The sequence below is a fragment of the Pseudomonas sp. UYEF17 genome, from assembly GCF_040546125.1.
Lineage (GTDB): Bacteria > Pseudomonadota > Gammaproteobacteria > Pseudomonadales > Pseudomonadaceae > Aquipseudomonas > Aquipseudomonas putida_Z.
In genome coordinates this window covers 412163-427731 of the sequence record NZ_JBEPNE010000004.1, presented here as the reverse complement: position 1 = coordinate 427731, position 15569 = coordinate 412163, and the positions used below count along the sequence as shown (strand labels likewise).

Here is a 15569-nt window from a genome sequence, read left to right as displayed (position 1 = left end):
GTTACTGGCCCTTGAGGATTTCTTCGACCTTGGGCAACGCCACCATGGTGGCGCCCCCGTCCACCAGCAACGAGGTGCCAGTGATATACGACGCCTCGTTGGAGGTCAGGAACAGCACCGCATTGGCAATGTCGGCAGACTCGCCCAGACGCCCGACCGGAAAATGCGCCGCCAGCTTGTGGGGCAGCTCCTCGCCCAGGGTTTCGAGCATGTGATCAGTGCCAATAAGGCCGGGCTCGACCACGTTAACCAGAATGTTCATGGCGCCGAATTCCACCGCCAGCCCACGGGCGAAGGCATTCATGAAAGCTTTGCTGGAACCATAGGCGATCAGCCGCGGGGTGTATTTGCGGTTGGCTTCACCGGAGGAGATAAAGATCAGCCGGCCCTTGTCGGGGGCCTTGGACAGGTACGGCGCGCTGTCCTTGGCCAGCCAGAACAGCGACTGGATATTGCTGCGCACGATGTGATCGAACGCGTCGTCCGGCATCTCGGCGATCAACCCGTGACGGGTGTCGGCGGCACAGTGCACCACGATATCCAGGCCGCCGAACTGCGCCACGCCGCCCTCGACCATCGACCTGATGGCATCGCGGTCGGCAATGTCGCCGCCCACCAGGCATGCCTGGGCGCCCAGTGCGCGGATCTGCTCGACGGTGTCTTCACCGTAGCGCGCAGTACGTGCCGAGACCACCACCCGCGCCCCTTCGCGCGCGTAGGCCAGTGCAATCGCCCGACCCATGCCACGACCCGCACCGGTTACCAGTACTACTTTGTCGCGAAACTTCATCGCGGTTCCCCGTTGTTGTTATTGGTTGAGGGTTTTGCTTTATGCATACGCCTGCCCACCGAGGCAGGCGCACAGTGCAGCGTTACAGATCCTTGCCAGGCACATTACGCGCCGAACCGTTGCGCCGGTCAGATTCACCCCAGCCCAGCCAGTGCGACGGCTCACGGGTATCGCCTACCCGACGCCAGCGCCCTTCCTGCTGGGCAGTGATCGGGAAGCCGCCGACAAAATCGATCATCTCGCCCCGCTCGTCCGGCAGGAACTCCCATTCTTCCTTGCCTTCCAGCACGATCCGCGCCGACTTCAGGAAGTAGCTACCGTCCTTGTGCTCGGTCTGGCCTTCGATGTCGGTGGTCACCCGCACTTCGCCTTTTTCATTGTTGAAGAAGGCATAGCCGAGATGGTCGTGGCCGACCATGAACGAGCCGGTATCCCAGGTGCCGTCCTTGTACACGGTGACGAACGACCACCAGATCACGTGCTTGTTGTTGTTCACCACCAGGTCTTTCTTGAAATGGATGGCGCCGCCTTCAGCCATGTAGAACTGGTCCAGCGCCAGCGCACCTTTGACCGGCCGACCCTCGCATACGCCCGCCACATCCCACAACTGCGAAACATAGAACGTACCCCACTCCACGCCCGGCAAGTACCATTGCAAACCCGGCCCGAGCAGGCGACCCTCGATAGCGAACAGGCCCTCCTCCTTCCAGGTCAGGCGTTCGCTGCTGGCAGTGATTTCCCAGGCATTGCCCGGTTCCCCCGGTTGGCTGGCCCAGCGCGCGGTATCACCGTCGAGGCTGTGCACGGGCATGGGCGTTAGCGCCTGTTTGGCCATCTTCTCGTGGTCCATGCGCAGGTTGACCTTGTCGACATGGTTGTTCAGGTAAAAGAACTTGGTCGGGTTCGGCGTGCCGTTGGGGGCCATCAGCGAGCGAACGAAGGAATAGATGTTGCCTTGCTCATCGCGCACCGATCCGAAGGGTGAGCTCTTGCTCAGGTGCAGGCCGAAAAAGCCGCGCTCGGCCGACATCGAGGCGCCGCTTACCTTGTGCGGGCCCACCAGTTGCTGGAAGCCGAAGTCGCCGCGCTCTGGAATGGTCTTGAACGTTCTCATAGTGCCCTCTGTTGTTTTTGTAAGGCCGTAAAGCTAAATGTGGTATCCGAGGTAGGCTCAGTCCCAGATCACTGGCAACCTGGATACGCCGCGCAGCTGCGCGCCGCTAATCATCGGCAGCGGTTGGCTGGGGTCCAGGCGCAGGTTGGGCAACAGGTCGAGGATGGCGTTGACCGCGCAACTGATCTCGACCTTGGCGACAAACTGGCCGATACACATGTGCGGACCGAAACCGAAGCCGAAGGAAGGCTTGGGCTTGCGGTCGATGTCGAACACGTCAGGGTTTTCGAAGGCGTCTTCGTCGCGGTTGGCCGATACCACCATGCACTGCACGAACGAACCCTTGGGGATTTTTACGCCATGGAATTCGACGTCCTTGGCCGTCTCGCGCACCTTGAAGGTGGCCACCGGCTCGAAGCGCGTGGTTTCGTCCATCAGCTTGGCAATCAGGCTGCGGTCGGCCTTGACCCGCTCCAGCAGGCCCGGCGTGGTCAGCAGCAGGGTCATGACCGAGCCGAACATGCGCGTGGTGGTTTCACCTGCCGCCGGCAGCAACGAGCGAGTAAAGGTGATGACCTCATGGTCGTTCAGCGTGCGCCCCTCGTATTCGGCGCGCAGTAGGCGGCCCACCACGTCGTCGCCCTGGCTGCCCGCCTGACGGCGTTGCACCACCACTTCGGCCAGCGCGTCGTATAGCCCTTTAACCGCGATCCCGGCCTGGCGGCGCGCCTCGACCATCTTGCTCGGGTCGATCTGGTTGCCCCCCACGATGGCCAGTGCCCAGGCCGCGTACTGCTTGTATTTGGACGGGTCGTCGGAGGGAAACCCCATCAGTGCGTACATGATGCGAATCGGCAGCTCCAGGCCGAACTTCATCAGGTCGGCCTTTTTCGCCGGCAGCATCGGATGGATATATTCCTCGCGGATCACCTGGTCGATCTGCGGACGCCACTTGTTGACCGTTTCGGGCATGAACGCCGGTTGCAACAAGGCGCGCACCTTGCGGTGCTCGTCACCGTCCATAGCCAGGATGATCAGTCCATCAAAAAACGCACCAAGGCCCTCAGCGATGAAACCGTTGGTGTAGGTGGCGCCGTCGCGCAGCACGCTCATCACGTCCTGGTACTTGAACAACGCGAAGGTCGGGCGCGTGCCCTGCTGAGTGCCCGCATTGGTCGGCACGCCGAACTGGGTGATGAAATCGCCTTCGTAGATGGGTGATTTCAATCGTTGCTCGCGGCACACCGCGTGAATGTCCAGATCGGTACCGCGGTACATTTCCGACACGGCGTTGTACGCCGTTGCCAGGTCCAGGGCTGCACTTTCGTTGCTCATCAGGATCTCCTGTGTTGTTTTTATTCTTGCCTGCGCACCGATATTTCTGCGCTTTACGTAGGATGTATCGCCTGCCAACCTATGGTATGCCCTTGTCTGTAAGGGGCGGCTCCGATTCGTTTGACTCGGGGTCAAACGAAGGCAGCCGGGTAAATGCTTCAAGGTGTGAACAACAAGGGCCAACACCGGCATGAGGAGTCCAGGGTGGTAGTCAAAGCAACAGACGGTGTCGAACAGGGCAAGCGCAGCACGATGAAACGGCTGCTCGCGGCTGCACGTGTCGAGTTCGCCAAGAAAGGCCTGGCTGGGGCACGGGTGGAAGAAATAGCTCGGGAGGCCGGCGTCACCAAACAGCTGGTCTACCACTACTACGGTTCCAAGGAAGGCCTGTTCGTAGCGGTACTGGACGAGTCGTCGAGCCACATCATGTCCGAGCTGGTGAACCTGGAGGTCGAGCAACTGCCACCGCCTGTGGCGCTGCGTGCCGTCCTCAATCACTTCTTCGACCAGTACCGGCTCGACCCCTTCCTCGGCAGCCTGGCGCTGGAGGGCATTCGCTATCACGACGCCCACGAAACACCTCGTAATCATTTCCAAGAAATGGCGCCGGCACTGATTGCCAAGCTCGACGCCATCCTACGCAGGGGCGCCGCCAGCGGGGATTTTCGCGCCGACATCAACCCACGCCTGCTACTGGCCTGTGCCTCGCTGGTGACCACGGGCTGGTTCACCAACCGCTATTCGATGTCGACCCTCGCTGGCCTGGATACCGACTCTGCCGAAGGCATGATTACCTGGCGCCAATACTCGGCCGACTTCGTCATTGCGAGCCTGTCTCTGAACGCAGAAAAGAAAAACGGCAGCCTCTGACGGCTGCCGGTTTCGTCTGTCTGCGGCCCCTGTAGACGGGGCGCTTTTCAGCGCCGCGACTTGCTCAGGTAGCGGCTGACCCGCCTGGCCGCCAGCCGGCCTGCCATGCCATTGACTCCACCCCCAGGATGGATGCCCGCACTGCCCAAGTACAACCCCGCCACCGGCAGCGTATCGCCACCCAGGCCGTGCGCCGGGCGCATGGTGCTGGAGCGCATCGAAGTGGTATCGATATGCACCACGCAACCATTCACGGTATTCAGGCGCGCGGTGAAGTCCGGGGCAGCCTCGATGCGTCGGCCGATGATTTGCCCCTCGATACCGTCGACATAGGCGTACAACTGCTCGATCACCTGATCAGCCACTCGCTCACGCAGGGCATCCCACCCTTCATTCGGGTTGACCGGCATCACCGGTGGGTAGATGTACAGCACATCCTGGCCCTCAGGCGCCTGTGACGGGTCGGCGGCGCTGGGTACGGCCATGGTGATGTAGGGCAAGGTCGGCACTTCGGCCCGCGCACAGGCGGCAAAGTTCTCCAGCACGGCCTCTTCGGTGCCGATCAGCAGACAGGTGTTGCGCAAGTCGACACCATCGCCGCGCACCGCCTCGAAGCGTGGCAGCGAAATCTGCCCGCGTAGGGCCACATCCACCTTCAACGGGCCCGAGCCCTTGGCGTTGGCCGGGGCCATGGCGATGCGGGTCAGCAGATGCTTGGGAAGCTGACCGGCAGTGACCATCTCCAGCGCCGGCCGGGGGTGGCAGCCGGCAATCACGGCGCGGGCAGAGAAGGTACGGCCATCGGCCAATTTCACGCCTTTGACCACGCCGTCACTGGCCACGATTTCACTGACGCTGGCCGACACCAGCACCTGGCCGCCCAACGCCTCCAGGCGGGCCCGCATGGCATTGCTCAACTGCTGCATGCCGCCCATCACCCGCCCCACACCGAAGCGGTGCAGGAACCCTAGCAGGGCGTAGTAGATGCCACCGCCGTCGGCTGTGATGTCGCCCGCAAGCCCGGTAAGCGCGCACATCGCCGAGCGGGTGATCGGATGCTCGAATCGTTCGCGCGCCGCCTGCAGAGCCGACCCAGTCATCAGCGCCATCAGTTCGGGCTTCAGGGCCCTATGCCTGATTGCTGTGGCGACCATCCGCAGCTTGACCCCCAGGTTGGCCTTGGCCGGATCGACCCGCATCATCGGCAGCGCGATCTCCAGGAACAGGTCGATGACCTTCATGAATTCAAGAAACGCGTCGGCGTCGCGGGTGCTGAAGCGGCGGATCTCGGCAGCGGTACGCTCGCGGTCACGCCAGAAGATCAGCGATTGGCCGTCCGGGTGCAGATACACATACCCCGGCGCCAGTTCCACCGATTTGAAGCCGTGTTGCTCCAGGCCAAGCTCCGCCGGCACGTGGGCGTGCACGCGCATCGACATCATGTCCAGCGCGCAGGGGTGAACCAAGTGCTGCGGCGCCTCAGGTATCAGGTAGCCCGAGGAGGCCATGCCACCCACCTTGTCCAGGGCTTCGAGCACCAGCACTTTCTTGCCCTCCATGCCCAGGTAGCAGCCAGCAGATAGGCCATTGGTGCCCCCGCCGACCACGATCACATCAAAATCAGGGTTTACTGCGGATTGCGTCTGGTTCATCACATGCTTCCAAGTCGAAGGTCAGCTGCGGCGACGCAGGTACGCGTCGCCGCGGGGGTCACATGCCAGTTCTGCCCATCTGCGCGAATAGCGAGCGCATGGCCACCAATGAAGGGGTGTGGGTACTGAACCCGCCATCGGCCACCAGTGTGCTGCCGGTAACGAAGGACGACTCGTCGCTCGCCAGGAACGCCACGACATCGGCGATCTGGCGCGGGGTGCCTAGTTCGGCGGTACAGTGGTTGTCGCGCAGGATGTCTAGCAACGCCGGCGGCATGGCGTGTTCGGAGGGCGCCAAACCGATCTGTACGGCATTGCCGCGAATGCCCTGCTTGCCGTACTGCGAGGCCACCATGCGCGGTAACATCATCAGGCCGGCCTTGGAGGTAGCGTATCCGGTCAGGGACATGTCACCCTGCATACCGAGCCCCGAGGTGGCGAAAATGATCGAGCCCTTGCCCAGTTCCAGCATGGCCGGGATCACGTGCTTGGTGCACAACACCGCGCCGCGCAGGTTAACGGCGATGGCGCGGTCCCAGGCCGCCATGTCGAGATTGACGAAATCGCGGTCTGCCTGGCGCTGCTCAGCATTGAGGATTGCCGCATTGTTGTGCAGTACGTCGATACGACCAAACCGCTGCCTGACCTGGGCAACCATCGCCTGGACGTCGGCCTCCGACGACACGTCGGTGCGAATCGCCAACGCCTGGTGCCCTTCGTCGAGCAACGATTGGGCAACCGTCGTGGCCCCGTCCAGGTTGATGTCGACCACGGCGATGCTCGCACCATGGGAGGCGAGCACGCGGGCGCATTCTGCCCCCAACCCGCCACCGGCGCCCGTGATGATGGCCACCCGTCCTGCCAGCTTGCCTGTACTCATGTGGATTTCCTTGTTGTAAGTGAGCCCGTCACTCGCCGGTGAAACGCGGCTCACGCCGTTCGCTAAAGGCCTGGGCAGCCTCGCGCGCGTCGTGGGTAGGTGCCAGCAGCGCGAACAAGTCGAGCTCCAGGTTCAGTCCGCTCTTGAGGTCCAACTCCAGCGCGGCACGGGCCGCCTGCTTGACGAAGGCCGATGCGGTGGGCGGCTTGGCGGCGATACGCCGGGCAAAGGTCGTGACCTCCTCCAGCAGGCCGTGGTTGTCGCTGGCCACCCGACTTACCAGCCCGATGCGCTGCGCTTGTGCTGCATCCATGCGATCACCAGAAAGCAGCATGTCCAGTGCCTGGCCCGGTGCGACCACACGCGACAGACGTTGCGTGCCGCCGCCACCGGGGATCAGCCCCAGGCCGGTTTCCGGCAGCGCAAACACCGCATTGGGCGCCGCGAAGCGAATGTCGCAGGCCAACGCCAGCTCCAGCCCGCCGCCCATGCAGTAGCCGTGGATGGCCGCGATCACCGGCTTGGCGATACCGTCCAGAGCTTCGATCCAGCGCACCTTTTCCATGCGCTGGCGAACCTGAAGGCTGGATTCAGGGCCACGGCGTTCCTTGATGTCGGCGCCGGCGCAGAAGCCGCGCTCGCCTTCACCACGAATCACGATCACGCGAATCTCGGGATCTTGCTGCAGCAGGGTCAGCGCCTGCGGTACCCCCTGACGAATCGCGTCATTGATGGCGTTGATCTGGTTGGGGCGAGTCAGTACCACCCAGCCGACCCGTGCGTCACACTCCACGCGCACCGCCTCGTTGATCACCTGCTCGCTCAGCGCTGTGCTCATGCAGGGCACTCCTCAAACTCGAACACCTGACCATTGAGCTCTTGCGGGTCGACCTTGATCAGCGCCCGGCCGTCCACCGCCTGCGATGACTCAACCCACTCAAAACGGGTGCCGCGGGCGCGCAGGTCCTCGGCCTTGGCGGCCAAGTCGTTGACGCCGATGCGGATGTAGTAAGGGCCCGGCCCCCAGTTGTTGAGGTAATGGCCGGCATCAGTGTTCCAATAAGTGGCCTCCAGTACATCGAGGGTGGCGCTGTTGGGCACGCTGAACCCCATGCGTGCACGGCGATATCCTTCACCGGCGATATGCTCTACCGGCCCGCTCGGTTCCCAGTCCAGGTTGGTGGAAATCTTGCGCAGAGTTTCATCCAGGTCTCGCACCAGGAACCCACGGGCGGTCACGCGCACCATGTCGCCGGGCTTGAGATCTCGCGGCTTGACCGGCGGCAGTTGGTAGGTTTCGGCCGGCATCTGCAATGGCTCGGTCGGCATGATCTCGATGCACAGGCCCCCATCCACGGACGGCTGGTAACAGGGCTTCTCGGGGGTCGCACCGAGCCATAGACGATCGAATGGCATTTCCGGGGTACGCTGCGCCATGCGAAAAGGCAGGCGACGGCGCATCAGCTTGTCCACCAGCGCATCGAACTTGTCACCATGCAGCGCCAGCACGATGGAGTGGGTCAGCATGGGCCGATGGCGGCCCTGGTAGTCCTTTAGACTCTCCAGGAACTCATGGAACAGCGGGTCGCCCGGATTGGGGCGATCCAGGTGCCACTGCGGCTCAATGCGCGTGGGAGACACTGCCAGAGACTTGTGCACCCGCAGAAAGTGCGCAATGTACGGGTGATTGTCGAACGCCTGGCGCCAGCGTTCATGCTTGTAGATACCGAGCTTGTCGACCAGTATTTCCGTCATGGCGTCCGGGTCCGGCACCATCATGTCGGCACTCATCAGTAATTCGAACATTTCTCTCTCCTCAAAGGGGTTGGCAAGGCCTATACCCGGCCTTTTCAGTCAGCGGGCACGCCGCGTACGGTGGGCGCGGGCAATGCATGGCGTTTGGCCACGCTTGCAGGCTTGTCGGGGCGCTGCTGCACGCGGGCCTCGTCAAGATCCAGGGTGGTCCCGGCCTTGGCGTTGCGTCTGGGGTTGAGCAGGTAATGTGACAGTGCCGGGATCAGGACCAGCGCCCCGAGCATGTTCCACAGGAACATGAAGGTCAGCAGGATGCCCATGTCGGCTTGGAACTTGATGGGTGACCAGGCCCAGGTAATCACCCCGGCCGCCATGGTCAGGCCGACCAGCGCGACCACGCGGCCGGTGAAGTCCAGCGAACGACGGTAGGCGACTGCCAGGCTGGCGCCGCGCTCTTGCACCGCCAGCTGTACGCTGAGTAGGTACAGCGCATAGTCCACGCCGACACCGACGCCCACCGCAATGACCGGCAACGTCGCGACCTTCAGGCCGATGCCCAACCACACCATCAGCGCCTTGCAGATGATCGTGGTCATCAGCAGAGGGATCAGCGCAACCACCGTCGCGCGCCAGCTGCGGAACGTCAGCAGGCACAGCAGCGCCGTTGCGCCGTACACCGCCAGGTACATGGTGATGATGCCCTTCTCGACCTCGATGTTGGTTGCGGCCTCGATGCCGGCATTGCCCGCTGCCAGCAGGAACTCCACTGGGTTATCGGCGTCCGCACTGGTGTTGTTTTCCTTGGCGAACGCTTCCGATACTTTCAGAACCCGGCTCAAGGTGTCTGCCTTGTGATCGGCCAGGTAGGCAATCATTGGGGTAACCGAACACTGCTGATTGGTGATTCCAGGGGCGGAAATCATTGCCGCATCCACCGCCGCGTTGGTAATGGCCTGGTCGCGACTGATACTGAGCCATTTCGGGCTGCCCTCGGCCATACCCGAACTGATCATGCGCACGGTTTCGGCCAGAGACTGGGTGGTCTGCACCCCCGGAGTCCGGTTAAGCTGCCAGGCCAACTTGTCCATGCGTTGCAAAGCCTGGTAAAGCCTGCAACTGTCTTCGTCGGTTTTCATGATGACCACGAACTGGTCACTGGAGAGCCCGTAATTCTGGGTAATGAAGGCATTGTCGCGGTTGTAGCGCGAGTCCGGGCGCAGCTCGGGAGCCCCTGGATCCAGGTCGCCCACCTTCAGGTGCATCATCACCATGCTGCCCAGCAGTGTCACCACCAGCGACAAAGCAATGATCGCGGTGGCCATCGGGCGCTCCGTAAAACGGTCCAGGCCACGCCAAACACGCCCCAAAATACCTTGTCCGGCCTCCCCCGCCTGGTCCTTGGCGATTGCGATGCGCGCGGCTTTGGCACTCACGCCCAGGTACGACAACGCCACCGGAATCAACAGCAACTTGGTGAAGATGAGTACCGCCACACCGATGCTCGTGGTCAGGGCCAGATCGCGGATCACTGGGATGTCGATGATGACCAGCACTGCAAAACCGACGATATTGGTCAACAGCGCGGTGAGCCCGGTCAGGAACAGGCGACGGAACGTGTAACGCGCCGCCACGTACTTGTGTGTACCGCGGCCGATGTCCTGGAGAATGCCGTTCATTTTCTGGGTGCCATGGGAGATGCCAATGGCGAAGATCAGGAACGGCACCAGAATCGAGTAAGGGTCCAGATCGTAACCCAGCAGTTGCATCAGCCCCAGCAGCCAGACCACGCCAGCCACCGCTACGCCTACCAGCAGCAGCGTACTGCGCAGGCAACGGGTGTAGAAGTACACGAACACCCCTGCAATCACTACCGAGGCACCAAAGAACAGCATGACCGAATACAGACCATCGATCAGGTCGCCCACCAGCTTGCTGAAGCCAACGATGTGGATGCCGATCTTGTCGCTCTCTAACGCGCGAATCTTCTCTTCGAGCTGTTTGGAGAACACGCCGTAGTCCAGCGGCTCGCCGGTTTGCGGGTTGGTATCGAGCAGCGGTGCCACTAGCATGCTCGACTTGCTGTCGTTGGCCACCAGATTGCCGATGATGCCGGCGCGTGTGATGTTACGACGCAAGGCCTGGATGGATTGTTCGCTGCCGTCGTAGTCCGATGGCATCACCGCCCCGCCATCGATGCCCTCCTCCGTGACCTCCTTCCAGCGTACGATGGGCATCCACAACGACTTCATCCATGAGCGGTCTACGCCAGGAATCAGGTACAACATGTCGTTGACCTTCTGCAGGGCCAGCAGATAGTCGGCGTCGTAGATATCGCCCGTCTTGTTCTCGACCACCACACGAACGCTGTTCCCCAGGCCCGGCAACTGGTTCTTGTAAGCCAGGTAGTTCTTGATGTACGGGCTGGAGCTTGGAATCATCTTTTCAAAGCTGGCGTTCACCTGCAGCTGTGCAGCGAAGAAGCCCAGCACCACGGTGGCGAGCAGGCAGGCAACGATGACCAACATGCGGTTACGGAAGATCACCCGCTCAAACCAGCCGCCGGAGCTTTTATCGAAGTCCTCCAGGTGGGTGATCACTGGCATCCCGCTGTTGAATTTTTGCTCGACCATGTTTTCTTTCTCGTTAGGGAATCGTGCCGACGGCGTCAGTTAGCCCGGGCGATATCGATGACCTTGGCACCGGCAAAGCGTGCCACCACTAGCCGCCCGGCCTGCTTCGTGTCGCTTGCTGCATACACCTCGCCCACGCGCGTTTGTACCAGCGGAGTGACCTTGAGACTGTGGAGATCCAGACTGACCAGTTGCCCGCCCTGGCTCACCATCACTAGCGCCGGTCCTTGCTCCACAATGCTGACCAGGCTGGTGTCGATCCCGGTTTCTATCTGCTGCCACTGCTGGCCATCATCAACACTTGCGAACAAATTGCCGCGCAGCCCGTAGGCCAGCAGCAGGTTTTCAAAGGCGGCGATGCCAAAATAGGTGCCGGTGTAGGGCGTCTCGATTTTTTCAAAGCGCTGTTGGCCAGGCTCAAGGCGCAGCAATACACCCTGTTCTCCGCTGATGTAGAACGTGCCATTGCGCTCCGCCAGTCCATACAAATGCATTCTGCGTGGGTTGTCTGCGCGCTCGAGCCAGGGTTGCCAGGTGCTGCCGGCATCCTCACTTCGAAGGATCATGCCAAAGGCACCTACGACGAAGCCGCGACCGCTGGCGTCGAATAACACGTCCAGCAAGGGCGCCGGTATCACAGCGGGTGTCGCGGACGTAGCCACCGCGCGGTTTACCTCCTGGACCAGATCGCCGGCTTCCTGGTCGCCCTGTTCGGCCCGCCGGCCATAGACACTGCCAAGCAGGCTGAACAACTTGCGCCCATCCATCTGCACGACCCATGTGGCGCCGCCGTCACTGCTGTGCAACACCACTGAGTCGTGGCCGACAATCCAGCCGTTTCGCGCATCGCTGAAGCGCACTTGAACGAAGTCACTGGACACCGGACTGGGGACTTGCTCCCAGCTGGTGCCATTGTCGTGGGAGCGTTGAATCAGGCCGTGCAGGCCGACACCGACCAGCACGTCGCCGGCGCGGGCCACGCTGATCAACGGTGCGGTCAGCGGCTGTGCGAGTGTCGGCGCCTGCATTTCAAGCGGATCAATGGTGGGCGTGCCAGCCTGGGTTGTCCCCATCATGGCCAGCCACAAAGGAATCAGAGCCGCACTCAACAAGTGCACACTCAAAGAATTAGGTCTTGCTAGGCCTTGGCTAATCATTGTTTTTATCCTCACCATGCCAGAGTCGCCCTGCTACCCGACAACAAGCGCCACTCATTGCCGGGCTCAGGAACAACGTTTTCAACTGCGAACCACTTTGCACGCGCGCAGCTCACAACCAGCCCGGAGGGCTTAGCGCTGGGTCTCCCGAGCGACAATTGCCTCGGGGTTCATGTCCCGTTCGGTTCGTGGTGTATCGACGAACTTGTAGCCGCCCTTCAACCCGTCGTTGAGCAGCGCCCACATGCCTTTGTTGAAGTCATACACGACGTTTTTCACGTTGTACGGCAAGTTTTTGTCGTACAACTGCACACCACTGAGGAAGATCGCGCGATACAAGGCACCGCTTTGGTCCCAGGCGTCGTACAGCCCAATCCCAAAGGTGTCCTCGTCTAGGTAATAAGTTCGCTTGCTGTAGACGTGTCGCTTGCCCGGCTTGAGCGTGGCCTCGACAACCCATACACGGTGCAACTCCCAACGCTCGCACGCCGGATTGGCATGGTGCTTAAGGAATTGCTCGTCCTGGTTGCACTCGAAGTAGAACTTGTAGGCGTTGTAAGGAATGAACATCTCCTTTCGGCCCACCAGCTTGTAATCGAAACGGTCCTGACTGCCCGAGAACATTTGCAGCTCATCGAACAGCGTAACCCCGCCTTGGCTAGCGACTGGCGTATCGAAAGCAAACTCCGGCGCCAGCTTCACCCGCCGCTGGCCAGGCGAATAACTGAAGGCTCGACGCGCTTTGGCCGCAGGGTCCAGATAATCGTTGAGTACGGTGACTTCACCCGAACGGCGTGCCGGATAGTTGTTCAGTGAATACACACGGGCATACATCATTGGATCGCGGTCGGCCTGCGTAGGCTGATAGTAGGGCTGCTCTTCGAACGTGGCTTGCTCGGCAGCCTTGGTCCGCTGACCATTCGCATCCATCACCCAGCTATTAGAGGAGCTGGTGGTGGAGTACCCGGGGCCGATCTTGTATCGCAGTTGCTGGTTCCAGATAACCTCGTTGCCAGTCTTCGGAATCGGGAATGGCAACCCTCCACGGCAGGCCGGGTCGACTGCCAGCCCGTCTCTCTGTGTGTTACAAGTGGTGGCGTTGCGTACCGTGGCATCCAACACCTCCTTTGGATATGCCGTGGTGCGGTGGCTCGGATAGATATCGAAGTAGTACTCCGGGTATTTCTTGAGGATTTCCTTTTGTCCTTCACTGAGCTTGTCAGCGTATTGGGCCATATTCTGCGAAGTGATGCGGAACAAGGGTTTCTCATTGCGGAATGGATCGGCCCAGAACCCGCTGTCTGGTTTGAAATCTGGCGGTGCAGTACGCAACCCGCCATCGTAGGCAGGGATCGTGCCCTCTGCATTTCCCTCTTTGATCGCACCGAAAAGGGTCAGGGTTTTACCTAGCTGCGCCGCTTCCTCCGGGCTGACCGCGGCCACGCTGCAGGTAGCGATGCCGAACAGCGCCAGGGACAAGGCCAATTGTCTTTTCATTCGGGCAGTCTCCGTTTTTATTGGATTTGTTCAGAAGGAGGTTTTGAATGTGAATGCCAACCAGCCCCGGTCTGTGTTACCAACGCCGCCATTGCCGCCGACGGTGCCATTTGCCAGGTTCTTGGGTTGGGCGCGGGTATCGGCGTAACGTAGGCCGAATTCATACTGTTGCTGATAGGTGAACTTCACACCAGCCGACCAGGACATCGCACCTTCACTGCCGCCACCAGCCGAGGCAGCGTTACCATGAATGCCATAGTTGATGGTCAGAGGTACGTCCATGTCCCAAGATGGGAAGATGCTCAGGTATTGCGGCGTGTAGTTGACTGCCACCGCGTAGTAGTCGCGCGTCGAGCAACCATCGGACGCGTCGCCGGAGCCGGCGACACCGGGTGTACGGGCGTCCGTACAGGCGGCATTGCCCTTGTACTTGAACAACTCGTCATGCTCGGTCACCTTGACCAGGTGACTGTAGGCAAACTCGCCAACCAAGGTCGCGTTATTGGCAATGAAGTTGCGTGGCATGCCATACACGGCGTTAGCGATAAAGTGGATGGTGTCACCACGCGGCCCCTCGTCATCCAGCGTGCTGACACCAGTGGCGTTCAATGCGCCGTTCTTGCGGTATGACAGCTCCGTGCCCACGGCCACCGAATCGAACACACGAGCAAAACTGATACCGGCAAGCTTGACCCCGCGGGGGTACACGACGCGGTACTCACCCAGGTTCGCCTTGACCTGCGGTGCGAGCCAAGGCTGATAGTCGTCGAACTGGCGGTAGTAGAAGCCGAAGGTCGATTCGATCGCCTCAACGTTGTATTTGGCCATCACGCCCCAGTTGGCATTACTGTCGCGACCATACTTGGAGGAGGCGCGCTTGAGTGCCCCAGCACCGGCTGGCATCTGATCCGGACCTTCGAACAGGAAGTCTGCACCGCCGAAGTAGGTCCCGCCGTAGGGAATACGGGTGTAGTCCCACTCATAGAAGTACTGGCCGGCGATGGAAAGATGATCAGTGACCTGGGCCTTGGCAGATATCTGGCCGATGGGCAGAAATACTTCTTTTGTCTCGATACCCGGGCTGGTAGCGGCTTTTACACCGTCGCTCGGGGCCTGAGAGTAGGAAACTGAGTGTGCACCGAACAGCAGGCCCTCGCCCCAGTAGTTGGTATGGCGACCGATCTTGACGTTAAGCGGTGTATCGCCTACCTGAAAGTTTTTCCACACGAACGCATCGAGGATTTCACCAGAAGGTCCTCTGACATAGCGCTTGACCTCATCGCTGTAGTGACCATTTTCGTAGCTGGTCTGGCCACCCACCTGGCTGTGGACCTTGGTGTCACGGTAGGCATTGTCGTACCAGCCAGCAGCACTCAGGCGTGCCCCCCATTCGTTCAGGTAGGAGAAATCCACTTCGCTCAACACATCGAGTCGATTTGTAACGATATCGCCTTTGTCGAATTTGCTGTCGGACTCGTCGTAGGTCGGGGTCCGCATGATGCGGTGGTCTTGGTCTTCCATGCGCACGCCCAAGTTGTAGCGGACGGTATTGTCCCAACGCAGGCGGTAGTCAGGGTTGCTCAGGTCAAACGAAACAGCGTGCGCTCCACTCATCCCGCCGAGCACTGCCAGCGCTATCGCGCTGCGGCTAAACACATGCCTTCCCTGCTTGGTCATGTCTTTCATACGGCACCTTTTATTTTTATTTTCAGTCGTTTGTATAAGGCCAAGTACTGGCTACAGCCGTGCTGACGTACTGCTACCTCACCTGCCTAAGCAGCTCGGGTGAGCTTGTCGGCAGGTTTCACCGGTGAAGCGCGCCCATGGCTTGATTTCAAATTAACCGAGAAAAACAAATAATTCCATATAAAGATTTCAATTCTGTATTT

General features: G+C 60.7%; 12 protein-coding genes. 1 reads left to right on the top strand and 11 read right to left on the bottom strand.

What is annotated here, in order from left to right:
• Position 1: 1 nt before the first annotated feature.
• The 3 genes from ABIB24_RS09470 to ABIB24_RS09460 form a co-directional block, all read right to left on the bottom strand.
• Entirely contained in the window at positions 2-790 is a 789-nt protein-coding gene (locus ABIB24_RS09470) for an SDR family NAD(P)-dependent oxidoreductase (protein ID WP_054573042.1), read from the bottom strand.
• A gap of 82 nt (positions 791-872) precedes the next feature.
• Positions 873-1904 carry a hypothetical protein gene (locus ABIB24_RS09465; RefSeq protein WP_041505808.1) on the bottom strand — a complete coding sequence of 344 codons (1032 nt, stop codon included), beginning with the start codon at positions 1902-1904 and terminating at the stop codon, positions 873-875.
• Positions 1905-1961: 57 nt separating this feature from the next.
• A complete protein-coding gene (locus ABIB24_RS09460) occupies positions 1962-3239 on the bottom strand; it encodes a cytochrome P450 (protein ID WP_169774697.1) in 1278 nt (425 codons plus the stop codon).
• A 204-nt stretch (positions 3240-3443) separates the two neighbouring features.
• On the opposite strand from ABIB24_RS09460, the gene ABIB24_RS09455 reads away from it, so the two are divergent.
• A complete protein-coding gene (locus ABIB24_RS09455; RefSeq protein WP_054573070.1) occupies positions 3444-4109 on the top strand; it encodes a TetR/AcrR family transcriptional regulator in 666 nt (221 codons plus the stop codon).
• A 47-nt stretch (positions 4110-4156) separates the two neighbouring features.
• Here ABIB24_RS09455 and ABIB24_RS09450 read toward each other — a convergent pair whose 3' ends face one another.
• The 8 genes from ABIB24_RS09450 to ABIB24_RS09415 form a co-directional block, all read right to left on the bottom strand.
• Entirely contained in the window at positions 4157-5761 is a 1605-nt protein-coding gene (locus ABIB24_RS09450) for a phytoene desaturase family protein (protein ID WP_046785901.1), read from the bottom strand.
• A gap of 58 nt (positions 5762-5819) precedes the next feature.
• Positions 5820-6641: an SDR family NAD(P)-dependent oxidoreductase gene (locus ABIB24_RS09445; RefSeq protein WP_046785900.1), complete on the bottom strand. Its 822-nt coding sequence runs from the start codon at positions 6639-6641 to the stop codon at positions 5820-5822.
• A gap of 28 nt (positions 6642-6669) precedes the next feature.
• Positions 6670-7479 carry an enoyl-CoA hydratase/isomerase family protein gene (locus ABIB24_RS09440; RefSeq protein ID WP_182328431.1) on the bottom strand — a complete coding sequence of 270 codons (810 nt, stop codon included), beginning with the start codon at positions 7477-7479 and terminating at the stop codon, positions 6670-6672.
• Positions 7476-8447 carry a VOC family protein gene (locus ABIB24_RS09435; protein ID WP_046785898.1) on the bottom strand — a complete coding sequence of 324 codons (972 nt, stop codon included), beginning with the start codon at positions 8445-8447 and terminating at the stop codon, positions 7476-7478. Before ABIB24_RS09435 ends, ABIB24_RS09440 begins: the two co-directional genes overlap by 4 nt.
• A gap of 44 nt (positions 8448-8491) precedes the next feature.
• Positions 8492-11026, bottom strand: a complete 2535-nt coding sequence (locus ABIB24_RS09430) for an efflux RND transporter permease subunit (protein ID WP_075045770.1) — start codon at positions 11024-11026, stop codon at positions 8492-8494.
• A gap of 35 nt (positions 11027-11061) precedes the next feature.
• Positions 11062-12183 carry a WD40/YVTN/BNR-like repeat-containing protein gene (locus tag ABIB24_RS09425; RefSeq protein ID WP_075045771.1) on the bottom strand — a complete coding sequence of 374 codons (1122 nt, stop codon included), beginning with the start codon at positions 12181-12183 and terminating at the stop codon, positions 11062-11064.
• A gap of 132 nt (positions 12184-12315) precedes the next feature.
• Positions 12316-13680: a DUF1329 domain-containing protein gene (locus ABIB24_RS09420; RefSeq protein WP_046785895.1), complete on the bottom strand. Its 1365-nt coding sequence runs from the start codon at positions 13678-13680 to the stop codon at positions 12316-12318.
• A 30-nt stretch (positions 13681-13710) separates the two neighbouring features.
• Positions 13711-15366, bottom strand: a complete 1656-nt coding sequence (locus ABIB24_RS09415; RefSeq protein WP_046785894.1) for a DUF1302 domain-containing protein — start codon at positions 15364-15366, stop codon at positions 13711-13713.
• Positions 15367-15569: the final 203 nt, after the last annotated feature.

What these genes read in the sequence shown, in the direction of transcription:
- ABIB24_RS09470 (WP_054573042.1), bottom strand. Translation starts at nt 790, where the DNA reads ATGAAGTTTCGCGACAAAGTAGTACTGGTAACCGGTGCGGGTCGTGGC.
- ABIB24_RS09465 (WP_041505808.1), bottom strand. Translation starts at nt 1,904, where the DNA reads ATGAGAACGTTCAAGACCATTCCAGAGCGCGGCGACTTCGGCTTCCAG.
- ABIB24_RS09460 (WP_169774697.1), bottom strand. Translation starts at nt 3,239, where the DNA reads ATGAGCAACGAAAGTGCAGCCCTGGACCTGGCAACGGCGTACAACGCC.
- ABIB24_RS09450 (WP_046785901.1), bottom strand. Translation starts at nt 5,761, where the DNA reads ATGAACCAGACGCAATCCGCAGTAAACCCTGATTTTGATGTGATCGTG.
- ABIB24_RS09445 (WP_046785900.1), bottom strand. Translation starts at nt 6,641, where the DNA reads ATGAGTACAGGCAAGCTGGCAGGACGGGTGGCCATCATCACGGGCGCC.
- ABIB24_RS09440 (WP_182328431.1), bottom strand. Translation starts at nt 7,479, where the DNA reads ATGAGCACAGCGCTGAGCGAGCAGGTGATCAACGAGGCGGTGCGCGTG.
- ABIB24_RS09435 (WP_046785898.1), bottom strand. Translation starts at nt 8,447, where the DNA reads ATGTTCGAATTACTGATGAGTGCCGACATGATGGTGCCGGACCCGGAC.
- ABIB24_RS09430 (WP_075045770.1), bottom strand. Translation starts at nt 11,026, where the DNA reads ATGGTCGAGCAAAAATTCAACAGCGGGATGCCAGTGATCACCCACCTG.
- ABIB24_RS09425 (WP_075045771.1), bottom strand. Translation starts at nt 12,183, where the DNA reads ATGATTAGCCAAGGCCTAGCAAGACCTAATTCTTTGAGTGTGCACTTG.
- ABIB24_RS09420 (WP_046785895.1), bottom strand. Translation starts at nt 13,680, where the DNA reads ATGAAAAGACAATTGGCCTTGTCCCTGGCGCTGTTCGGCATCGCTACC.
- ABIB24_RS09415 (WP_046785894.1), bottom strand. Translation starts at nt 15,366, where the DNA reads ATGAAAGACATGACCAAGCAGGGAAGGCATGTGTTTAGCCGCAGCGCG.